The sequence below is a fragment of the Chitinophaga sp. genome (assembly GCF_039596155.1).
Classification (GTDB): Bacteria; Bacteroidota; Bacteroidia; order Chitinophagales; family Chitinophagaceae; genus Chitinophaga.
Genome location: NZ_JBCNKF010000034.1, coordinates 1 through 23,293, shown reverse-complemented (window position 1 = coordinate 23,293; position 23,293 = coordinate 1). Strand labels below are relative to the sequence as shown.

General features: G+C 45.9%; 20 protein-coding genes. 4 read left to right on the top strand and 16 right to left on the bottom strand.

Going from position 1 to position 23,293, the window contains the following annotated elements:
- Positions 1–74 precede the first annotated feature (74 nt).
- The 11 genes from ABDW33_RS25945 to ABDW33_RS25895 form a co-directional block, all read right to left on the bottom strand.
- The gene (locus tag ABDW33_RS25945; RefSeq protein ID WP_343693019.1) at positions 75–554 is read right to left on the bottom strand and encodes a DinB family protein; all 480 of its coding nucleotides are present in this window, start codon (positions 552–554) and stop codon (positions 75–77) included.
- A gap of 158 nt (positions 555–712) precedes the next feature.
- Positions 713–1,603 carry a sterol desaturase family protein gene (locus tag ABDW33_RS25940; RefSeq protein WP_343693018.1) on the bottom strand — a complete coding sequence of 297 codons (891 nt, stop codon included), beginning with the start codon at positions 1,601–1,603 and terminating at the stop codon, positions 713–715.
- Positions 1,604–1,615: 12 nt separating this feature from the next.
- Positions 1,616–1,771 (bottom strand): hypothetical protein, encoded by a 156-nt coding sequence (locus ABDW33_RS25935; protein ID WP_343693017.1) that lies wholly within the window; start codon positions 1,769–1,771, stop codon positions 1,616–1,618.
- A gap of 11 nt (positions 1,772–1,782) precedes the next feature.
- Entirely contained in the window at positions 1,783–1,905 is a 123-nt protein-coding gene (locus ABDW33_RS25930; protein WP_343693016.1) for a hypothetical protein, read from the bottom strand.
- A 3-nt stretch (positions 1,906–1,908) separates the two neighbouring features.
- The gene (locus ABDW33_RS25925; RefSeq protein WP_343693015.1) at positions 1,909–3,732 is read right to left on the bottom strand and encodes a sulfatase-like hydrolase/transferase; all 1,824 of its coding nucleotides are present in this window, start codon (positions 3,730–3,732) and stop codon (positions 1,909–1,911) included.
- Between the two features lie 19 nt (positions 3,733–3,751).
- On the bottom strand, positions 3,752–5,203 hold the full coding sequence (locus ABDW33_RS25920) for a RagB/SusD family nutrient uptake outer membrane protein (protein ID WP_343693014.1): 1,452 nt from the start codon (positions 5,201–5,203) through the stop codon (positions 3,752–3,754).
- Positions 5,204–5,214: 11 nt separating this feature from the next.
- Positions 5,215–8,331 carry a TonB-dependent receptor gene (locus ABDW33_RS25915; RefSeq protein ID WP_343693013.1) on the bottom strand — a complete coding sequence of 1,039 codons (3,117 nt, stop codon included), beginning with the start codon at positions 8,329–8,331 and terminating at the stop codon, positions 5,215–5,217.
- Positions 8,332–8,825: 494 nt separating this feature from the next.
- Entirely contained in the window at positions 8,826–8,975 is a 150-nt protein-coding gene (locus tag ABDW33_RS25910) for a hypothetical protein (protein WP_343693012.1), read from the bottom strand.
- 46 nt (positions 8,976–9,021) lie between these two features.
- Positions 9,022–9,891: an aldose 1-epimerase family protein gene (locus tag ABDW33_RS25905; RefSeq protein ID WP_343693011.1), complete on the bottom strand. Its 870-nt coding sequence runs from the start codon at positions 9,889–9,891 to the stop codon at positions 9,022–9,024.
- Between the two features lie 33 nt (positions 9,892–9,924).
- The gene (locus ABDW33_RS25900; RefSeq protein WP_116854888.1) at positions 9,925–10,134 is read right to left on the bottom strand and encodes a hypothetical protein; all 210 of its coding nucleotides are present in this window, start codon (positions 10,132–10,134) and stop codon (positions 9,925–9,927) included.
- 141 nt (positions 10,135–10,275) lie between these two features.
- Positions 10,276–11,676, bottom strand: coding sequence for an MBL fold metallo-hydrolase (locus ABDW33_RS25895; protein WP_343693010.1), 1,401 nt, complete (start codon positions 11,674–11,676; stop codon positions 10,276–10,278).
- A 61-nt stretch (positions 11,677–11,737) separates the two neighbouring features.
- Between ABDW33_RS25895 and ABDW33_RS25890 the strand changes: the two genes are divergently transcribed.
- On the top strand, positions 11,738–12,523 hold the full coding sequence (locus tag ABDW33_RS25890; RefSeq protein ID WP_343693009.1) for an SDR family NAD(P)-dependent oxidoreductase: 786 nt from the start codon (positions 11,738–11,740) through the stop codon (positions 12,521–12,523).
- A gap of 47 nt (positions 12,524–12,570) precedes the next feature.
- On the opposite strand, the gene ABDW33_RS25885 is transcribed toward ABDW33_RS25890, so the two are convergent.
- Positions 12,571–12,978, bottom strand: a complete 408-nt coding sequence (locus ABDW33_RS25885; RefSeq protein ID WP_343693008.1) for a response regulator — start codon at positions 12,976–12,978, stop codon at positions 12,571–12,573.
- On the bottom strand, positions 12,971–14,836 hold the full coding sequence (locus tag ABDW33_RS25880; RefSeq protein WP_343693007.1) for a PAS domain S-box protein: 1,866 nt from the start codon (positions 14,834–14,836) through the stop codon (positions 12,971–12,973). Before ABDW33_RS25880 ends, ABDW33_RS25885 begins: the two co-directional genes overlap by 8 nt.
- Positions 14,837–15,038: 202 nt before the next feature.
- Between ABDW33_RS25880 and ABDW33_RS25875 the strand changes: the two genes are divergently transcribed.
- The 3 genes from ABDW33_RS25875 to ABDW33_RS25865 all read left to right on the top strand — a co-directional run bounded on the left by ABDW33_RS25875 (position 15,039) and on the right by ABDW33_RS25865 (position 19,597).
- The gene (locus ABDW33_RS25875) at positions 15,039–16,097 is read left to right on the top strand and encodes a histidine kinase (protein ID WP_343693006.1); all 1,059 of its coding nucleotides are present in this window, start codon (positions 15,039–15,041) and stop codon (positions 16,095–16,097) included.
- Between the two features lie 12 nt (positions 16,098–16,109).
- The gene (locus ABDW33_RS25870; RefSeq protein WP_343693005.1) at positions 16,110–16,826 is read left to right on the top strand and encodes a LytTR family DNA-binding domain-containing protein; all 717 of its coding nucleotides are present in this window, start codon (positions 16,110–16,112) and stop codon (positions 16,824–16,826) included.
- Between the two features lie 176 nt (positions 16,827–17,002).
- Positions 17,003–19,597, top strand: coding sequence for an outer membrane beta-barrel family protein (locus ABDW33_RS25865; RefSeq protein WP_343693004.1), 2,595 nt, complete (start codon positions 17,003–17,005; stop codon positions 19,595–19,597).
- Positions 19,598–19,657: 60 nt separating this feature from the next.
- On the opposite strand, the gene ABDW33_RS25860 is transcribed toward ABDW33_RS25865, so the two are convergent.
- The 3 genes from ABDW33_RS25860 to ABDW33_RS25850 form a co-directional block, all read right to left on the bottom strand.
- Positions 19,658–19,903, bottom strand: coding sequence for a hypothetical protein (locus ABDW33_RS25860; protein ID WP_343693003.1), 246 nt, complete (start codon positions 19,901–19,903; stop codon positions 19,658–19,660).
- A 261-nt stretch (positions 19,904–20,164) separates the two neighbouring features.
- Positions 20,165–20,581, bottom strand: a complete 417-nt coding sequence (locus ABDW33_RS25855; RefSeq protein ID WP_343693002.1) for a Dabb family protein — start codon at positions 20,579–20,581, stop codon at positions 20,165–20,167.
- 77 nt (positions 20,582–20,658) lie between these two features.
- The gene (locus ABDW33_RS25850; RefSeq protein ID WP_343693001.1) at positions 20,659–22,833 is read right to left on the bottom strand and encodes a gliding motility-associated C-terminal domain-containing protein; all 2,175 of its coding nucleotides are present in this window, start codon (positions 22,831–22,833) and stop codon (positions 20,659–20,661) included.
- Positions 22,834–23,293: the final 460 nt, after the last annotated feature.

Below are 23,293 nucleotides of genomic sequence, written 5' to 3'. Positions count from 1 at the left end.
AGGTATTTAAAAAATCAGGACATGTGAGGGAAAGTTTTTATGGGTGGCTATTCCCATGACGGTAGTAAACAGGGTCAGAGGGCTTGCAGTTGTTTCTTTAATAGTTCGATCTGACCGGTATGGTACATGTCGTGCAGGGCGACGCCGTTAATGAGGTATTTGATATCGTAGTCTCTTCCCCCAACAGGTGTGTCTAAATCTTCGGGGCTCAGGTCATCGAGTGCGTCCAGCAGGTCTTCGTGTACATTTTCCTGGGCCTCCAGCAGTTTTTTCCAACCGGCGGCAGGGTCCGCTGCCAGGTCAGTGACATCAAGAGAATCTTCCTGGTCTACATCGAAGGATACATTGCCTTGCAATTTCTGGATCACGAATTGTTTCCAATGAGTCATGTGTTTAACGATCGCTGCAATTGAATTACGTTGGCCTGGGGGTTGCTGAAAAGCCAGTTGGGGGGTTACTCCATCAATGGCACTGCAGAAACTTACTCCTACCCAGTTGTCTCCATCATAGATCTCGGCATATTGCTGATGGATGTCAAGGTTAAGTGATTTCATAATTTGAGGTTGATTATGTAAAATACGGAGTGTGAAGGGATTTCCCTAATGATGGTGTAACATTTAATATTAATTTTTTGGACTGCAGGCCCCCGGGCTGGAAATGTAAAAATGCTGCTTTACCGATGGTAAAGCAGCATTTTTTGTATGGCAGCAACTTATACAGCAGGCGCTTCAGCAGGCAGGGCATCTCCCACCATAGGACCATTTGCTGCCAGTTCGCTTCCCTCCTTCTTAGACTTGAAGATGGGCCAGAGGAACTGGGCATACCATTCTTCCTGCTTGTAATGTTTGATCCCGTAACCTGAGGGATACTGCCGGGTAATAATCCCTGTACCAAATATCAGATCCCAGATAAAAAACATATTTCCAAAGTTCCCTTTATAATACCCGACTCCATCATCCGAAGTATCCGCATGATGCGCATGGTGAGTGGCTGGTGTTGAGATGAGCCGCTCCATGACCCAGCCGACTGGCTTCAGCCATTTTATCGTATAAAAAGGTTTATCCCATTTAATACTCGAATGTGCACCGGTTGTGATCAGCGCCTTTACCCCCGTTACAAACAGGACCGGGTAGCCTAATCCCAGATACACCAATGTTGTTGTGAGATAAATCTGAGAAAAGAAGATTGTATAAATAATATTCTGCCGGCTTGCCATGGCCATCCCCATATACGGTGCGGAATGGTGTGTACGATGGAATCGCCATAACCACGGCAGCTGATGATGCAACCTGTGATACCAATACTGCGTAAGGTCGTCTGCGACCGCAATAATTGCAAAGCCCCACCAGAAAGGCACCCAGGCAAACACATTCTTTGCATCGGGCAAAAAACGGGGGAACAGCAACAAACCGATATAAGCGACAAAAGGCCTTACTATTATTTTAGGTATTACAAAGCATACAATATCCAGTACCTTTTCATTCTTTGTCCAGTGATTTTCGTAGAGTCCATAAGCAAATTCGATCACTCCAATGAGGAGCATGATGACAGGTAGTCCCCATCCATTGAGATTGCGAAAAATGGTTTCAATATGTACGAGCATATGCATTAGATTTTATTTGTTAATCGTTGTTGCCGGCTTATCCTTCCATGGCCGCTGGCCGGAGATCTTAAATGACAATAGCATCAATACTATCGGCAAGGCATAGATAAAGATGCTGATGATCACATCTCTCAGTATGCGTTTTTGAGTGACAAGAGGTGTTTTCATGCGCTTTTTTTTTAGTTAGACAATAAATACTTTACCAGCCATAACAACAGGCCGATCACTGACAGCGGTATGAGGAAGATGATAATCCCCACTATGATTTTCCTGATGAGTAACAGGATATCCTGAAGCACCATAACTTATCGTTTTACTTTTCTTGCATTAATCAATTTTCCAGTAAAGACATCTTCCCAGTCAATGAATGGATAGATGTGATATTTCTTTGCATCTTCTTCAAACTGCTTCTTCAACTCAGCCAGTTTTTCGGGATACTTCTTAGCCAGGTTGTTCTGTTCGTTGAAGTCTTCATTCAGATTATAGAGCTCCCACTCCTCTTTATCATAATCTCGCTGTATGTCATGTTTTGCATCGGCAAATTCATTCAGATCAATGTAATCCGGGTGGTGGGCAACTGCTGCTTTCCATCCATCTTTGTACACTGCACGGGAACCAAAGATGTAATAGTATTGTTCATTGTGACGGGTAGGCGCATTTGCATGATCAAAAGAATAAGCCAGTGAGGTTCCCTGTAAGGTATCCTGCGTGATGCCTTTGATAGATGCAGGGAATGGTACACCTGTTACCTCCAGCGTAGTAGGAAGAATATCTGTTACATAACCGTACTGTGTGCGCAAAGCCCCTTTATCCCTGATCTTTTTAGGATAGAACACGATCAGTGGATTGCGGGTCCCTCCTTCTGCATGTGCATCCTGCTTCCAGAATTTGAACGGTGTGTTGGTGGCCTGTGCCCAACCTAGCGGATAGTTGGCATCTGACTCCGGCGTCCCAATGAGCGCAATGTTTTCTTCGTTGTATCTGACAGCTGCTTCACGGGTCAGGTTTTTATTGCCGCGGGGTGTTTGCTTTGCGGATACGACCCCTTCATCGGTACCTTCCTTACTGGCACCGTTATCGCCGATCACCACGTATATGAGGGTATTATCGAGCTGATTGATGCTTTTTAAGTAATCGATCACGCGGCCCACCTGGTAATCGGTGTAGGTGAGATAAGCAGCATATACTTCGAAGAATCGCGCATACAATTTTTGTTCATCTGGTCTGAGACTGTTCCATGCTTTGATACGTGCATTGCGTGCCGGCAATGTGGCGTTGGCAGGAATGATACCCAGCTTTTTCTGGTTAGCAAATACCTTCTGGCGGTATACATCCCAACCTTCGTCGAACTGTCCTTTGTACTTATCGCGCCAGTCAGCAGGTACCTGATGCGGAGCATGCGTAGCTGCAGGGGCATAGTAGAGGAAAAATGGTTTACCGGGTGCCGCTTTTTGCTGGCGGGCAATATAGCTGATCGCTTTGTCCGTAAGCTGTTCGCTGAAGTGGCGGCCATCGGGTAGAATGTTTACATTGTCTTCCGCGAGCGCAGGTTTATACTGATCTGTCTGCGAACCCAGGAAGCCAAAGAAATGTTCGAACCCTTTACCGGAAGGCCAGTAGTCGAAAGGTCCGGCATCGGAAGTATCTTCATCAGGTGTTACCCCATACTTACCTACTGCAAAAGTATTGTAGCCGGCATTTTTCAGCACTTCAGCAATGGTACCTGAAGTGCTGGGAATACGGCCATCCCAGCCAGGAAAACCGGCTGATGAGAAGTAGTGTGCAAAACCACCCATGTGTACAAAGTGCTGGTTCCTGCCAGTAAGCAGGGCAGCACGGGTTGGCGCACAAATCGCAGCGGTGTGGAAGTTGGTATAACGAAGTCCGTTGGCAGCCAGGCTATCGAATGTAGGCGTGCTGATCAAACCACCAAATGCACTGCTGGCACCAAATCCTACATCATCCAATAATACAAGTAACACATTGGGCGCACCTTGTGGTGGTCGCACAGGTTCCGGCCACCACTCTTTGGATTCAGCGAGGGTGCGGCCTACTGTGCCCTTATAAGTCTGAGCCGTCGTAGCGAGCGAAGAGAGCATGACAGCAGCGGCTAAAAATTGTTTTTTCATTGATGAAGTTTTGTATTTTTTACCAACCAGGATTTTGTGTCAGTTCATTATTAATATCTATTTCAGACTGGGGAATCGGGAAGAGTGTATCTTTGACAGCAGCCCCTGTTTTCAAAGGATATTTCTTCAGGGCATCATAGAGGTAAGTGCCGCCCCTTCTGGACAGATCGAACCAACGATTGCCTTCCTGAATGAACTCTTTTCTTCTTTCAAGAAATACGGAGTCCCGAAAATCTGCCTGACTCAAACCAGCTGTGAGGTTACTGATCTTTGCCCTTGCTCTCACCTGGTTGATCGCGGCATAGGCATCGACGGTAGGACCATTGATTTCATTTAATACTTCTGCCTGCATTAAGAGTACGTCCGCATAGCGGATCACCGGATAGTTAATCCCGCTGATAGACTGATTTGTCAATGGAGAAATGGAATAGTCTATGAACTTGGCAAAGCGTGCAGCACCAAATTGGACATACTTACCGGTGGCTGAGTTATACAGCTGTGTAAAGAAGGTAACAGCACGACGGGTATCAAAGCTGGCAAACAATTGATACAGGCTACTATCTGCGGGCTGATCACCGGGATATACAGCTGGATTAAAAGACCCGAAGTTGCCGCTACTCAGAGAATTTGTACTATTCTTTGCACCGAGATTAGTGCCAAATTGTACAGAGAAGATATGTTCCTTCCCATTTTTTGTAGCCTGCTGAAATACATCGAGGAAGCTATCGAATAAGGCATAACCATAGCCGCCATTAATGACAGTCGTTAGCTCTGTTTCGGCTTTGGTCCATTCTCTCCTGGTGAGGTAAACCTTGGCCAGCAAAGCATGTGCTGCACCACTGGTAGCGCGGCCGATATCAGCACCTGTATAAGTTTTAGGCAATAACGTAGCCTCATTTAAATCTGAAATGATCTGAGCATAGATGGTATCTTTCGGGCTACGTTTGATCTTTTGTGCATTGACATCTATGCTTGTAGGATCATGGAGTACCAGTGGCGCATCTCCCCAAAGCCGCACGATATTAAAATATAGTAAGCCCCTGATGAATTTAGCTTCACGTACTAACCTTGCACGGGTTGCCGTATCAAAATCTATATTGGGAATATTATCAATCGCCACATTGGCACGACTGATGCCAAAGTAGTGTTGCTGCCAGTTCTTTTTGATACGGTCATTGGCGGGTACATAAGTAGCCGTACCTAATGCACGTACATCCGGATTGGTATTGGAGGGGCTAAAGATCTGATCATCGCTGCCATTACCGGTCAGGAGGTTCAGGTTACGACCATAGATCACAAAGTCGCCTGCAGCATCAGTATTGAGTGTGCTGTACACTGCTGCTACTGCAGATATAGCATCTGACTTTGTTTTATAGAACTGCGATGCCGTGACGATAGAATTCGGATCTTCCTCCAGCTTGTTGCAGGCTGCAGCGAAGAGTAATGAAAATATAATGAATGATTTTTTCATGGTTGTTTATTTTAGAATGTCAGACTCAGCCCGGCGAGGTAACCTTTTGTGCTGGGATAGGCTCCGTAATCAATACCTTGCTTGGTATTGTCACTATCAAAGAAATTCACTTCAGGATCGAGGCCGGTGTATTTAGTCCATGTCCAGATATTCTGAGCGGTCACATAGACTCTGAGCTGATTGATATGTAGCTGGCGGATCACCTCGCGGGGAATGGTGTAGCCTAAGGACAGTGTTTTCAGTTTTACGTAAGAACCATTTTCTATATACCTGTCAGTCACCTGTGCAACTGGTGCATTGGTGGCTTTGGCAACTTTGCCATTAGGATTGGTAGCGCTGTATCTGTCCAGCAAAGTGGCAGAGGCATTCAGCGACAGTGTAGGGATCTCGAGTTTCTGCTGGAGGAAGTTGAAGATCTTATTGCCATAAGATCCCTGGAAGAACAGGGACAGATCAAAGCCTTTGTATGCAAAGGTATTATTGAGGCCGAAGGTGAACTTTGGCTGTGCACTGCCCAGGTAATGTTTATCAGCAGTAGTGATAGCGCCATCTCCATTAGTGTCTACATACCTGGTATCACCTACCTGTTGAGATACCCCGGAGAGGTAGGGTACCCCTTTCGCTATATCAGCAGCAGTGAGCAGGCCGGCAGTGTTATACCCCCAGAAGCTACCCACCGGCAAACCTACTTTTACGATCACAGGAGACACATACCCTGTGGGCGCCAGCGGGAAGTAGTAGTCAGTACCCTGACCAAGACTCAGGATCTTGTTCCTGTTGGCAGCAAATACCGCAGTGGTCTTCCAGGTGAAAGCGCTGTTTTTGATATTATCAGATGAGAGGCTTAGTTCAATCCCTTTATTTTCTACGCTACCCACGTTCTGCAATACGCTGGAATAACCGGAGTAGAGCGGGAAAGGCACGTTCAGCAGCAGGTCGGTTGTCTTCTTATAGTACGCATCGAAGGTAAAGGTGAGACGGTTGTTAAAGAAGCCGGCATCCAATCCTACATTGTATTGGGTAGTCGTTTCCCATTTCAGATTCGGATTGGCGATCTGCGTAGGTGCGATACCTGTAACAAGTGTACCATTGAAATAGTAGTTGCTCGGAGACAGTGCTGCGAGTGAGCTATATGGCGGTACTTCAGAGTTACCGGTGCGACCTGCAGACGCACGCAGTTTCAGGTCATTTACGACCTGACTGGCAGGACGGAAGAAGCTTTCCCTGCCTGCATTCCAGGAGAGACCGAGGGAAGGGAAATATCCCCACCTGTTATTCTTACCCAGTTTGGAAGACCCATCTGCACGGAGTGAGATCGTTACATTGTAGATATGGTTGTAGGAATAACTGGCTCTGGCGAGGTAGGAATTCAGGGAAGATTCATGTGCATCGGAAGTAGAGAGTACAGCTGTTCCTGCATAGTTCAGGTTATTGAAGGTAGTGAGGTCGTTTGGGAACTTCTGTGCACTGGCTACGGCCGACTGATCTTCCTGGTGTTGGGTGGTATATCCGGCCAATACATTCAGGAAGTGCTTGTCACTAAAAGTATGATCCCAGGTCAGTGTATTTTCATTGATCCAGGTGCTGGCGGCAATACTACCTACAGATGCATAGCCTTGTGAAGCATAACCGGTGCTGCTACCGCCTGGAGAACCGGCATAGCTGGGTGAGTAATAGTTTTGTTTGGTATTAATGAGGTCTGTACCGCCGGTAACTTTGAGTGTCAATTCTTTGAGGATCTTGTATTCAGCAGAAGCGTTGCCGAGAATACGACGGATATAAGTACGGTTGATAGTAGACTTAAAATCCTGAATAGGGTTGGTAGGAATAGAGGAATAAGGACTGGCTGTGTAGTAGCTGCCATCTGCATTGTAAACAGGTACTACAGGCGATACCTGCAGCAGGTTAGCGAAGGCAGTATTCTGAAAATTGATGCTGTTATAGGCATTACCGTAGAGTTTATCTTCGATCGACTGGCTACCGAAGATATTTGCCGAGACCTTCAGTTTGTCACCAATATTTCTTTCGTAGTTGATCCTGCCGGAGTAGCGTTTAAAACCGGTATTCACAATGATACCATCCTGGTTGAAGTAGTTGCCGGAGATGAGGTATCTTGATTTATCGTCCCCACCGGATACGGAGAGTTCATGGTTTTGAATAGGGCCTTTGCGCAAAGCGGCAGACTGCCAGTCAGTACCTGCGCCGAGGGCCGTGATGGCGGAGTCGCTGTAGGTCTTGGCGCTGCCGGTGCTTTCATTCACATCGTTGATGAGGGAGGCCCATTGAGAAGCGTTGAGGAGATGCAGTTTCTTGCGTACCTGTTGCTGGCCAAAGTAGGTGCTATAACTAATCTCGTCGCGGCCGCGTTTACCTCTTTTAGTAGTGATCACCACTACACCGTTCGCACCGCGTGAGCCATAGATAGCTGTAGCAGACGCATCTTTGAGTATTTCGATACTTTCTATATCGCTGGGGTTGATGGTAGAGAGCGCATTGACGCCTACGCCGTTGGAGGCGCCGGTATTCACATTATCGTTGTTGTTATAAATAATAAAGCCATCGATGACGTAGAGCGGGGCATTTCCGAAGCTGATAGAATTACCTCCCCTGACACGGATAGTAGCGGTAGCACCTGGCGCTCCGGAGCTTTGGGTGACGTTTATTCCCGGCACGGAACCCTGCAGCAGGTTATCGAACGAAGCCGCCGGTTGTGACAGCAACCCTTTGTTAACGCTTGCTACAGCGCCGGTCAGGTCACTTTTGCGCTGGGTACCATAACCTACCACCACCACTTCATTCAGCTGGCTTTCATTTTCTACAAGTGAGATCGTGAGCGGTGATGTGGAGGCTTCAATCTCCTGTTTTTTATAACCTATGTAAGCAGCTTCGAGTACATAGGGAAGTTTTTGTCCTGTTTTGAAGAAGAACTTTCCTTTACTGTCTGTGAGTACCTGGTTGGTAGTCCCTTTAATTCTGACCAAAGCCCCGATGAGCGGGGTTTGTGACTTACTGTCTACGACAATGCCGGTGAGTGTGGAGTTGATGACTGGTTCATTCACTGTTTGTGCATACGACGTTACAGGTGCAAATCCCAGCGTAAGTGAGATGAGCAAGAGAACTTTTTTCATTAAATTTGCAGTTAGCGATTAGAAAATAAGGTGCCTGCCCAACGGTGTGAGTCGTTGAGTAGTGCGATAACGAGCCTTGTTAAAATCCGGCCGGTGACTGTTCCCGCAGTTACCGGCTTTCTTTTTTCAGGGCACTAAGGCGTGCCTTTGTTATGTAGATGACTGTGCATGTTACAATTTTGAGGCGTTCCCATATCTCTTGTGAGGAACATAGGAAGGCGTGTTAGGATTATTACTATCAAAAGGGTGATTAATGGAAGAGAATACAATTAGCGGCAACAACAGCGGTTGGCTGAGTTAGAACATCCTGGTTGATGATAAATGGTCTGTACTGTATTTGCCATTGTACGAATAAATTACAGTGATATGAAGGCAAAAATAGTAAAAAATATTAGTCCACCAAATTAGTGTACTATTATTTTTTAGCGGAGGGGGCAGATCGACTGAAAACTGAAATGTATTAAAATAAACAAACCTCCCCGAAGGGAGGTTTGTTATTGTTGTTTAAAGTAATGTATCGCCTGTTCATGTTTCTTCGCATCTTCCAGTGAATCAAACGTTCCAAGGTTCTTGCGTTTCTGTGTTTTAGGGTCCACCTTACGGGAGTAAATCCTATACTTCCCGGTTTTCAATTTTCGTATCATGACATGTCGTTTTTCTCATTACAACACCAGAAAATACCGTACCAGTTTAAAAGAAATCGGCGGACCAGTTTCTTTCAAATACCTGCCTGGCCGGTAATTTATTAATACCCTCTTTTTCTGTCAATTCACCCGTTGCGTCTACACTATCCGCCACACCACACCAAGGTTCGATACAAACAAAGTCTGCATCGATGGCTGCCCATATTCCCATGAAAGGGAACCCGTCATATTTCAGGGTGAGGCCATGTGGCTTTTTATCGCTTTTCAAAGTGATTGCGTTGGAAGAAAGACCTTTAAATACCAGTGCGTCCTTATAAAACAGCGACTTCTTCAGGGGTAGGCGCTGCGTATGCTCCAGGAAAGGCACGGGTGTTGTCTCCACAAATCCACCGGCAGATAGCAGGTATAAAGGGGTGTTTTCCACTTTGTTAAATTCCAGGTAGTAATCTTCGTAGGTCACACCTTCTTCCAAAGGCACCTTAAATGCGGGATGCGCACCTACAGAAAAATACATATCTGAAGCACCTTTATTTTCTACCTGATAGGTCACTGTGAGTGTAGCACCATCAATTGTATAAATGACAGCAAAACGAAAATGAAAGGGGTAAACTTTCAGGGTCTCTTCATTGCTGTTCAATTCAAACGTCACCTGTGTATCGCTCTGGGAAGTTACAGCAAATACATTGTCCCTTGCAAAACCGTGTCTGCTGAGTGTGTAATTTTTTCCTTCAAACGTGTAGGTGTTATTCTTCACCGTACCCACTATAGGAAATAATACAGGGCTGGTTTTAGCCCAGAAAGCAGGGTCTGCACTCCAGATATAATCCTGCTGCAGGTCAGTACGGGTTACTTTCCGGAGCTCTGCTCCTTTTTCAGCGATGACTACGTGCAACTGTCCGTTCTTCAATTCAGGCATATGTTCCTATTTTTATGCCTGTAAATGTAAGGATTATTTTTTCCTGGCGCCTAAAACCAGTACTACACCTACTACCGCAACGATACCGCCTGCGTAGGTAGGCCATCCGATCCATTTGTTTTCTTTTTTGTTGATTTCTACGGGGCCGAGGTCAACGACCTTCTTTTGCGTTTGTACAGAGAAGCCTCTGATGACAATCATGGCAATACCGGCGATAATAAGAACGAGACCTAATGTTTTCATGCGTATCAGTTTTATATTGTAAAAACAATCAGCATGCCAGCAAACAAAAATGGAAGCCAACCCAAAAGATGATCCTCCGGCAGAAGGGTATCTTCTTAGTCAGCTTCCTTGCAGGTTTATTTGTATAGTCTATGAAGAACGTCAGAGTTGGGTCACGGGGCACACATAGTCTGTCAGGTGAAGCCTCTTTGCCTCGCGGATCGCCTTGAGTCCACCTCTGACATCTACCAGGTGGTTGTAACCTCTGGCCTTAAGTATAGAAATAAACATCATGGAGCGGTATCCTGCTGCACAATGTACGTAATACAATTTTTCTTTATCCAGCAGCACCATGCTGTCATTAATATAATCCAGCGGTGCATGAATAGCGCCGGTTACATGTTCGCTGTCAAACTCACTTTTACGGCGTACGTCCACGATATGTTCACCCCCCGTCAGGGAACTGGCTTCTACTGTAATAATTCTGTCTATTGGCTTATTCGCCTCCATCCAGGAGAGGATGCCTCCTTTCAGGTAGCCCATGGTGAAATCATATCCTACTCTGGCAAGACGGATGATTACTTCTTCCTCACGGCCTGTGGGAGCTACAATCAGGATAGGTTGCTCAATATCGGGAATGAGGGTGCCTGCCCATGGGGCAAAACTGCCATCTATACCAATATTGATAGCACCGGGTATAAAGCCGGTCGCAAATTCTTCCGGATCGCGTGCATCGAGTATGAGCGCACCCGTTTCACCGGCAGTAACTTCAAAATCGTCGGGCACTAAAGCGCGTAAGCCACGTGACACTACGGTACCAATATCAGTTGCTCCTTCTTTGTTCAACCGCACGTTTTCCGGGAAGTAAGCAGGCGGCGTGGTCAAACCATTCGTTACTTCAGCAATAAACTCTTCACGGGTCATGTTTGCACGCAGGGCATAGTTAGTTGCCAGCTGATTGGACAGGGTATCGGTGGTTTCACGGCTCATTTTTTTGCCGCAGGAACTACCTGCGCCATGACCGGGATATACAATGATATCGCCGGGTAGCGTCATGATCTTATTGCGCAGGGAATCGAACAGCACACCGGCTAATTCTTCCCTGGACATATTGGCAGCCTTTTGGGCAAGATCAGGGCGTCCTACATCACCAATAAAAAGGGTATCTCCTGAGAACAGGGCCACCGGTTTATTAAACTCGTCGTATAATAGATAAGATGATGATTCGGGTGTGTGACCTGGTGTATGCAACACCTGTATGGTACATTTGCCCAGGAACAAAAACTCATTGTCGTTTGCTACATAGGCGGGAAAACCTGGTTGTGCCGTAGGGCCATATACGATAGTGGCGCCGGTGATCGCGGACAATTCCAGGTGACCGGATACAAAGTCAGCATGAAAATGTGTTTCCAGCACATACTTAATACTGGCGTCGGCTGAAGCGGCCTTCTGGACATAAGGGGCCACTTCACGCAACGGGTCTATGATGGCAGCTACTCCATCACTTTCGATGTAGTAAGCCCCGTGTGCGAGACATCCTGTATAAATTTGTTCTATTTTCATGGTGACTAAGCTTGTGTTGCAAAGATGCAGTCCGGCAGTTATTAATTAGATGATCAGGGTCATGCAAGAGAATGATATAAATTTTACGGGTAAGGTTGTTTGGATTACGGGAGCCTCTTCTGGAATCGGAGAAGCGCTGGCGGTGCTGTTAGCTGAAAAAAAGGCGAAACTTATCCTGACAGCAAGACGGGAAGCGCAGTTGGAAACACTGGCTGCACGATTGGATACAAATGTCATCGTTTTAGCCGCAGATCTGTATGACGCGGATCTCTCAGCACTCACGGGGTATGCGCTGACCGCCTTTGGGAATATTGACATTGTAATCCATGCTGCCGGAGTGGGCCAGAGATCACTGGCAGTGGAGACGCCACTGGAGGTATACCGACAGCTGATGGAAATTAATTTTTTTGTGCCGGTAGCCATTACGGGGTATTTATTGCCTGTATGTAAAGCACATATGGTTGTGATTGGAAGTATGTCAGGCTTGATGGGCTTTCCGGGAAGAACGGGGTATGCGGCGAGTAAGCATGCATTAAAGGGATATTTCGAGACGTTGCAGGTGGAGCAGGATGTGCCGGTGACGATTGTGAGTCCGGGCAGGGTGCAGACGGGGTTGTCTTTATCAGCAATTACAGCGAGTGGTAAAGCACATGGGGTGATGGATGAGGCGCAGCTAAAGGGAATCCCGGTAAGCGCATGTGCGACGCGCATATTGGACGGCGTAGCGAAGAGGAAAAAACATGTAATTATTGCCCGTAAGGAGAAATACCTATATTGGCTCCACTGGTGGTGGCCGGCTTTGTATCATAAAATTGCAAAAAAATACTCATTTACCGTAGGCAAATGAGTATTTCTTAAGTCCTGTCATCCGGAGAGCTTAAAATAAGCTACCGGTTAAGCAGGCAGCAGTTCCGTTAATATTTCTTTGATAATATTTTTCCCGATAGGTTTCACTAAATAACCTGCCAGTGAGGGGAACTCTTTTGCCCGCTGCAGATCACTCTCGTGTGTTGAACTTGTCAGCACATAAACCTTTATGTGTTTTCCTTCAGGCAGCTGCAATTTCATGTATTCCCGCATAAACTGCCACCCATCCATGTAGGGCATATTGACGTCAAGCAGAATTAAATCCGGTAGATTATCCGGCTCGTTCAGGTTTTGCTTGATATAATTCAGTGCCTGTTCTCCATCTGTAAACTTATGGATCTTTTCCACCAGTTCCAGCCTTTCAAAATGCTGCCGCATGACAAATTGAAATAATTCGTCATCATCAACAACGCAAACATTTTTAATCTTATTCATCATCCTTCGATATGTGTACCCGGTTATTAAAATAAACAAAGAAACTACTTCCTTTCCCAACCTCACTCTTTACATCTATATTGCCACCGAAAGTCCGGATCTGATTCCTGATCATAAAAAGACCCACTCCGTTACTTACATAACCGCGATGAAACTTCTTCTTATACCTGAACAACTGCTCCCCGTGTAATTGAAGGTCAATCCCTATGCCATTATCCCTGACCATCAGCACGATCTGATCATCTTCCTTCCAGGTCTCGACGACAATTTCGGGTGGAACTTCCGGCCGGGTATAAGTTAATGCATTGTTTATCAAATGAAATAAAATATTTTCCAGATACGGGCGGGAATACTCAATACTTGGTTCTCTAAACAGCATTTTTAACTGCGCATTTTTCTCCACAACCTGTTGATTGAGGGAGCTCCACAAATGTTTTGTTATATGTTCCACATTGCAACTGGTAAAGGGAAGCTCTGTATTACTATGTTGTGCCAGTACATCTTTTAGGTCGTTCAGGGTGTTTAAAATTGCATTAGCTGAATTTTTCATGTGATAGAGCAGCATTTGCTGTTCGTCCATATTTGTCAATTCTGGTAGTAATTCAACCGAACTAATAAGGGCGGAAGCGGGGCCGCGCAGGTTGTGAGCGATGATCTGGTTGATTTCGAAGAGTTGCTTGATCTTTTGCTGCAGGTCTATAGATGTCGCATGGAGAATAATATTCCTTTTTCTGGCTTCTGAATCCAGGTGCTTAAGCTCTGTCACATCGATCATCTGAAGGATCAGGTAGCGAATGCTTTCATCCGGATTTAGCATGGCCGAGCAAGCCAGGAACATATAAATGTAATGCCCCTCCTTATGCCGGTAGCGTCGCTCTGCCCTGTAAGCATTGATCTTGCGGTCCCGGATCAGTTCAATCTGGGCAGCAGCTTTGTCTATATCGTCGGGATGAATCAGGTCGGCTACGCTCAGCCTGGAGATCTCCTCCCGGGTATATCCCAGCGTATCCAGCAGAGAAGCGTTGACATCCAGCCACTGCCCTGTAATTGACAAAAGGGCGATGCCCGTGGGAGAATAGTCAAAAACACTTTTGAATATCTGCTGACTGTCTTCCAGTTGTGTACGGGCTTCTTTTAGCGCTTCATTAGCCTTGTATTCGGCTGTTACATCGTGTATGGTGACGATAATTGTATTGTTTGTGGTACCAGGTTTGAGCAGGCGGATACGGTACCATACCTGTTGATCTCTACCCAGTGGGTCGTGCAGCACTCTGATTACCTCGTTCCCGGAGGTCATTACTTCCCCGATCAGCTGCTGGATCTCCATGACTAACTGGTCAGGCATATAATTGTTAGCCGGCTTTCCCTGCATCTCCATCCAGGGTAGCGTAAGGCGGGTTGTTCTGTTCATCCAGACATGCAGGATAATGCCATCAGTGGTCATTTCAAGAATGATATCGTCCAGCGATGAGATGATGGTGTTCAGTGAACGGTTCACTTCCAGATAACCTGTCACATCTCTGAAAATTATCATATATCCGGTTTCTGTGGAGGTATGCAATACTTTGCCGGTAACCCGCAACCAGCAGTCTTTTTTATGAGGGACTTCCTGCCTGACCTTTTGGTCAGAGAATTCTATCTTTTCCTGCAGAAGATGCCCTAAAGCACCCGCAGACGGGCTCCTCCACCAGTCTGCATTGCGAAGCTGGGATTCAGAGACCTGGAGGATCTCCAGTGCGGAGAGATTAAAGGCCACAATCTGGCCGGCGTGATCAACAACAACATAGCCATCTTCAAAAGCGGCTGCTATTGCGCCCTCCCAATTGTTCGCAGGGTTAAAGGTCTTAGATTGCACCATAGTTATTCTGAACACTCACCCTGAAGATGAAGTGATTTTATTGCTAGTGGTTGGACATGGATATGATTATAACAAAATATTAACAGCAATATTAAGAGAAAAGTACAAGTTTGCCGCCAAAAACGAGTAATTCATCTCTATTTTATCTTACAATCCGGATATTTTCAGTTTTTTTGGGGTGTTATAACGGAAGAATAAAGTAATGACTGTTACACGAAATGAAATAATACCCGCCTGGTACACGAAGAAATGGGCACAACCCTTCCTGCATGCAGTAGCATGGATCACCCTCTTCTCACTACCTTACTTACTACGCCCGTCTCCTGACAAACACCAGGGCCACAGGCAGGAAGACCCACTCTGGCATATACATTTTATTATAAACTGTGTGTTGCTGACGTGCTGCTTTTACATTAATTCAAACGTATTAATACCCAGACTTGTTTATAAAAAGAAATGGTGGCAGTATGGTGGCGTACTATTCCTGATGCTGATCATACAGGTATTGGTGAGATGGATTTTTGTCAACCTGTTCATTTCATCGGAGGAGTTTGATCTAAAACCCACCATCTTCTTCAGCTTCTTCACCCTGCTCTTTATCCTTGCCTGTAGTACTACATGGAGGATCGTGAAAGACAAGGTAGAGGCAGAACAAATGGCCAGTGACAGGGAGAACGAGAACCTGAAGACAGAGCTGAGCCTGTTGCGCTCCCAGGTAAGCCCCCACTTTATGTTCAACGTATTGAACAATATGGTGGCCCTTGCCAGGAAACAATCGGACCAGCTGGAGCCATCCCTGATTAAATTATCCTCCCTGATGAGATATATGTTGTATGAAACGGATGAGGACAAGGTAGGACTTGACAAGGAGGTGGATTACCTGCAAAGTTATATCGACCTGCAGCAGCAGCGGTTCGGGGCTAAGGTACAGGTAAACGTGAACCTCCAGCTGCCGGAAAACGGGTATGAAATAGAACCGATGCTGCTTATCCCCTTTGTAGAGAATGCCTTTAAGCATGGTACCGGTATGATACCCGATGCCAGGATAGACATAGAATTAAGAGCGAGGCAGGGATTACTGCAGTTTTCTGTGATGAACAAATACAATGAAGAATTTGAAGAGGTAAAAGATAAGACATCCGGGATCGGACTGACGAATGTAAAACGCAGGCTGAACCTTTTGTACAGGGATAATTATCAGTTATTGATCAATAAAAAAGAGGGATGGTTCGTAGTATCTCTACAATTACATTTGCATTAATAAATTACGAATATGGTATTACGTTGTATAGCAGTAGATGATGAGCCACTGGCGCTGGATTTATTGGAAGATAATATAAAACAGGTACCTTATCTGGAACTGGTGGCGAAGTGTGCAGATGCGTTTGAAGCCATTAAAGTACTGGAGGAAAATATAGTAGACCTGATCTTCCTCGATATCCAGATGCCAGGCTTGACTGGATTACAGTTCATACAGAGTTTGCAACATAAACCGATGATCATCCTGATTACGGCATACGAGAAATATGCCTTGCAGGGTTTTGACCTGGAAGTAACGGATTACCTGGTTAAGCCGGTAGCACTACCCAGGTTTATCAAAGCCTGCAATAAGGCCAAGGAATTATTCCAGTTGAAGCACCAGCCGGTTACTGCTACCACAACGGCTCCCTCGCCAGAGTTTTTCTTTGTGAATGCTGATTACAGCCTGCTCAAGATCAACATCGCGGATATCATCTGGATTGAGGCCCTGAAAGACTATATCAGGATCCATATGACGGGAACCGCCAAACCGGTGGTGACCCGCATGCCGTTAAAACAGGTAGAAGAGCAGCTGAATCCGGCTAAGTTCATCAGGATTCATAAGAGCTATATCATTGCCGTAGCGCACATTACTGCTATCAGGAAGAATAGCGTATTTATCGGCACAATGGAGCTGCCTGTGGGAGATAACTACCGGGAATCCGTAGCGGCGCTGACGGGCACTAAATAATCACTGCCGAATAGGTCATTGGAGGGTTTTGCCGGGCGGCGAAACCCTTTTTTTTTGTTTGCCGGGCCGAACATGAAAAGAAGTTACCTTTTGTCGCCATATTTTTTCCTATTGTCTCATTTGCCTATGCATAATTAAATTCTACAATTAGTTTTGCTTTATCAGAAAAGAAAGTTATGCAAAGAATTTTTTGGCTAATCGCCCTGTTGACCTTTACCGTAGCAACGTATGCACAAATGCCCGGGGGTGGCACTCCTCCCCCAGGTGCCTTCCCTGGCGGGGGAAGACCCGCCGCAAATGGCCACCTCTACGGCAAAGTACTGGATAGTGACGGGAAACCCCTGCCCTACACTTCCGTAATCGTATTTCAGAACAAATTTGACTCCGCTACCGGCACTAAAAAAGATGTGTTGTTAAAAGGAGCGATCACACAAAATAACGGGGATTTCAGCCTTGAAGGGGTACCTACATTTGGCCCGCTGATCCTGAAAATTTCTGCAACCGGTTTTAAACAATATGTTCAGACAGTATCTTTCAGGAAAGCGGGTGGTGGCCCACCATCTGCTGACAAGGACCTGGGAAATATCAAACTCACTTCCGACGTCAGCCAGCTGAACGAGGTAACCGTCACTGCTGCCAAACCACTGATGAAAGTGGAAATGGACAAGAAAGTATTCGATGTGACGCAGAACATTGCCAGCGTAGGTGGTACCGCGCAGGATGTAATGAAAAACGTTCCTTCTGTAAACGTAGATATAGATGGTAATATGACCATGCGCAATGCCACCCCCCAATTGTACATGGATGGCCGTCCTACCACCCTGACCCTGGATCAGATTCCGGCAGATGCGATCGAAAGTGTGGAAGTGATGACAGCTCCCAGCGCAAAATACGACGCTTCGGGTGGTGGCGCAGGTATTGTGAACATCGTACTGAAGAAAAACCGTAAGACGGGTTACAACGGTAATCTCAGAGCAGGCGTTGATAGCCGGGGTGGTGTGAATGGTGGTTTAGACTTTAACGCACGCCAGGGCAAATTTAACCTTAGTGCCAATGCGATGTATCACCAGAACAGAGATCGGACTACCGGTTACACCGACCGTACGGACTACTCAACTACACCTAACCTGCACACATTGCAGGAGAATACGCAAACCGGCGGCGGCGGGTTCATGTTTGGCAGAGCAGGACTGGACTATTTCATGAATAACAGAACAACTTTCTCCCTGACAGGCACGAAGGTTCATGGTGAAATGACTCCAAAGAGTACACTGGATATCTTTACAGATAGTCTGTTCAATACCGGTACTACCAACTCTTATAGCCGTCGTATTACAGATGGGAAGAGAGTGTTCAACGGGAATGGCCTGGAACTGGCCATGAAACACCTGTTTCCCCACGAAGGCGATGAACTGAGTATCACCAGCAATTACTTTGGTGGTACCAACAAAAATAATTCACTGTATACTACCAATTATTATACAGCAAAAGGAGGTACTTATACAGACAATCAAATTCAGAAAATTGATGGTAATGGCAAAATGTACCACATCACTAGCCAGGCGGATTATGTAAAACAACTGACGTCAAAATCCAAACTGGAAGCCGGTGTACGTGCGCAGCTGAACTATACGTTGAATAAAAATGCCGTATACTATTTCAATGATGCAACCGGTGAGTACGATCTGTCTCCCAGCTCAAGCAGCAACTACGAGAATCATGAAAATATCTTTGCGGCATATGGTACGTTCAGCAGCAGTGTAAAGAACTTCAGCTATAAACTGGGCCTGCGTGCAGAGCGGAGCAACTATGATGGTAAACTCATCAACACCGGTGAGAAGTTCAGTAATAGTTATCCGGTAAGCTTGTTCCCAACGATCTTCCTGAGCCAGAAACTGGCCGGTAACCAGGAAGTACAGTTCAGTGTAACAAGGAGAATCAACCGTCCTAACTTTTTCCAGCTGATACCATTTGCGGATAGTACCGACAAACTGAATATCACAAAAGGTAACCCTGCACTCGTACCAGAATTCACACAGTCATTCGAGTTATCTTACATGAAGACGTTCAGTAATAACAGCACCTTTATGGCATCTGGTTATTACAAGCGTACTACGAATACGATCACCAGCTACATCGATTCGCAGAAAGATGAAACGACCGGTAGCACCGCGCTCATAAATACATATATCAATGCGAAGAATAGCTATACAACAGGTGCGGAAGTAACACTCGTCAATTACCTCACGAAGTGGTGGGATATGAATACGAATATCAACGCATACAATTCAAAGGTCAATGCGGGTACGGCAGAAGTACAGAACAATGCGCTGTGGAGCGTATTTGCAAAGGTGAACAGTAACTTCAGGCTGCCGGCCAGCTTTGAATTGCAGCTGACAGGTACGTATCAATCAAAAACCAACCTGCCGGTTAATCAGCAGAAGGGCTTTGGTGACGGTCCGCCAATGATGCAGGCACAAAGCTCTTCACAGGGTTATATCAAAGGATTCTATGGTATAGACCTGGCCTTGAAGAAGAGTTTCCTGAAGAGCAAAGCGCTGACTGCAACACTGAGTGTGAACGACATTTTCCGCAGCAGGAAAACAGATCAGGTATCTTACAGCACATATTTCACGCAGGAATATACACGTCTGCGTAACCCACAATTTGTAAGATTGAATCTGGCGTATCGTTTTGGTAAGATCGATGCAAGTCTGTTTAAGCGTAAAGCCAACAGCAGCATGGATACTAACTCCGGAATGCAGATGTAATTTTTTTATACATAGGAAAGGGAAAAACAAAAAGCAGCGGATTGATCCGCTGCTTTTTTATTATCTGTCAAGCAGCGACATAAAGCCGAGTAACAGCAGAAAAAGCACAGGGGCCAGTATGAGGAGGCCGGTGGCAAAAATGAGTCCATCATGTATGGCTTGCTCACTTTGGTGGGCAAATTCCTTATAAGTTCTACGAATCACTGTTTTACGGCTGAAATAACATCTGTTAACCATATAGATAAAGATGGTAAATCCCGCTGAAATGAGCGACAGGGAGCCATAAGACACCTGATCGAAGATCATAATAAAGCTGGCTATTACAAATGGTAACAGCACCATAAAACCCACTGCAGTCAGATATAAAACGGCATTTCCTCTAGCATACCGTTTTGTAAATTTTTGTGCCAACAAGTAATAATGGTAATACAAATAGCGGTATACTAATGTCATATACAGATCATCATATATGTTTCTAACATAACGTTGTTGTGTGCTGCGTGTATTTGGTTGATAGGTCGAAATAAAGGATTATTCCTGTCTTCTATGGTTAATAAACGGTTAATGCTAGATATCCTCCGAATCGTAAACGATCACCTTTTGCCAGAGGGCGGAGCAGTTCTTAACGAATGCCAGGTGCGCTGGATCCGTTTGATAAATATCCTGGTCTGCTTTGTTCTTAAAGAACAGGAGCCACGATACCTGGTAAGACCGGTCGATTACTTCGCGGTTGGTAGTAGAAGGGACGCCAATGTGATGCTGTTTGATAGTTTTGGCTGTTTTAGCCAGGGTTTGCAGGCCTTCAATCAATTTGGCTTTGTCGTCCTGACTGTCAGGATTGTTGAGCCAGAAGTAGACATGGTGTACAAAGACCTTTTCTGTTGGTTTTGCAGAGAGCGCAGCGCCCGACAGGGAAGCAATACCGGTGAGAGCAGCAGCTTTACCTGCGTTGGCCAGGAACTGGCGCCTTTTTTTATTGAACATAGGGTCATGATTTTTAGTCCCTTAAAATAGGAAATATCTATGAGCCCCAAATTTATTTTTTGCAAAATGGATTTAGCTCAACGGATGAGGAGGATGGATCCTTTTCTTATGACATCTCCACAAATCGTCCTGGCCCGAATCATGTAAATATAACTACCCGCAGGTAACGGCTGTCCTTTGAAAGTGCCATCCCAGCAGGCATCTGGCGTATTCGATGTATAGACAATATGACCTCCGCGATTAAAGATATTAAATTCGAACCAGGCAGTCTCTCCCCAGCGCCTGAGCCCAAAGCAGTCATTTTTACCATCACCGTTGGGCGTAAAGGCCGACGGAATAGGATAGCGGGTGAACGCAAGCGCAACGTCCACATGAACGGTGATATTCTCTACATTGGTACATCCATGACCATCCATAATAGTAACCTCATAAGTGGTAGTTTCAAGCGGCGATACAGCCGGGCTGGCAGTATGAGTATTGGTGATACCAGGTGCCGCCTGCCAGGTGTAATAGATGCCTCCTGTAGCTTTCAGATTGATACTGGCATTCGCGCAGTCGATATCGCCCGATTTGGCGATAGCAGTGATGGGTGTATCGTAGACGATCACGGGCACCACAAGCGTATCAGCGATCTTACAGGTGTAGTCAGCAATGTATACTTTGAAAGTAGTATCATGCAGGGGAGATATATTGAGAGAGGAGCTGGTAGTAAGCAACGAGTCTTCAGCTGTGAGCCAGGCGTATTCATCGCCATTGCTGGCAGTCATTATCACCGATTGGCCAATGCAGACAGCTGGTGAATCAGGTGTGACTTTAAACACAGGTGTGGGGGTCACACCGATATGAATAGTTTTCGAAGTACGGCAACCATAGATGGTAGATGCAGTAACGATATAATTAGTCGTCGTTTGAGGAGAAGCTGCCGGGTTGGCAATCGTGGTGTTGTTCAATCCGCTGGCAGGCCACCAGCTATAACTGGCAGGAATATCTGAAACCCCGGACAACTGGATGGTAGTGCCGGTGCACATAGCGGTATCCCGGCTGGTGGTAATGACCGGGGAGGGATTGACGGAGACTGTCAAAGAAGTTGTGCCGGTGCACCCATAGGCATCTGTGCCAGTGACGGTGTATTTTGTGCTGACGGCAGGCGATGCAACAGGTTGTGCGACGGTGTCTGCATTGAGACCTGCAGCAGGTGTCCATCGATAGGTAGTAGCGCCTGCCGCACTTAGTTGGGTAGACTTTCCGGCGCACAGAATAACGTCTGCAAGCGTTGTCACTTTCGCGTCGCAGGGGGCATTGAGTGAAATGAAGTAATCTTCTACTTCACCATTAGGTGCATAGCCTGTAGGACTGGTAAGCAGGCTATCAGAGATACGGAAACGAAAAGCACAGGGGGATACTCTCCCTGCAGGCAGGCGGGATGGCACGTTCTCCCATTTCAGGGTGGCTGTAATACCGGTTGTAACAGTATCTATTGCTATTTCGGTCGAATCAAAAATACCATTGCGATTGAAGTCGAACCATGCGGAAACATATGCTTTGCCAACCGCTTTTACAGGGATGACCAGCTCATAGGCGCCTCCTCCTGTGTATGGAGGAAAGGTGGCAATAGCATCTTCATCAGCACCATCATCAGCAGACTTCAAAGTATCTGCATCAGGAGCAATGGCACCCAGGTAGTAATTTGTTTGCGGGGTTAACGTGCAGGAATCGTAGGTGAGTTCATGTGCAGCGTAGCCGTAAGAAGCAGGGAGGTCTCCTCTGTCAAAGGCTGCGAGAATACCAAAAATGAGCGCTCCATTGTATGGCATGTTAACTTCGGTAGCAGCGCTTTGTAATAATGGCTCTGTGGCGCAGGCATTTGTAAAGCTGGTACCACCTGAAGGGATGACCACCACGGTAACGGGGGCCGGAGTACTGTTGCGGGTGGCGGTAAAGGCGACTTTAAAGTGAGAACTGCCAGTGGCATTTAAAGAGCCTTTGATGGAAGGATTACGGAAATCGTAGCCGGCGTAAGACATATAGTTGGGTATGGGCATAGCCCCGGCCACATCGGAGAAGGTGGCGGTAACGGTGAGACTATCACTGGTAGTGAATGATCTGGTGGCGCCCTGGGTAATAGAAAAACCGGACCAGTTGCACCAGTATGATTGCGCTTTGAGGGATCCTGTTCCGGTATCGGCATATTGCGCTTTTAGCTGCAATGGAGATAAAAGCAGTGCCAGGGACAGCGAATAGAGTTTTGGCATCGGGTATAGGATAAAGTTTTCAATACATAGAGGATCTGGTTAAATATGGGTTCAATATCACGGTAGCTGTATGTGTCGATAATGGTTCCAGAGACACGTAAATTATAATAATTTCCTATATAATAAAATATATTTTCGGGTAGCCATTTTCTTTATATGAGTACAATTGCATAATACGATTGAGCTTGAGGTAATTGTCTCTTGTGTAGTATCAGGAGGCGAGAATTATGGGAAAAAAGATTTGGAAAGAGCGGAAAAAGGTTGTTACATTTGTGTACCAATATTTGAAGGGGAATAATACAAATTAGGTTTTCAAAGGACCAGATAATTTATTGAGGTAGCATAAGTGCTACCTCTTTTTTTTGTATAAAAAAATGTATTGTTAATCAATATTTTATTAACTCTTCCTATATTTAAATATGGCAAGAGGTAAAACTTTATCCGTAGTATTTAAAAGCAC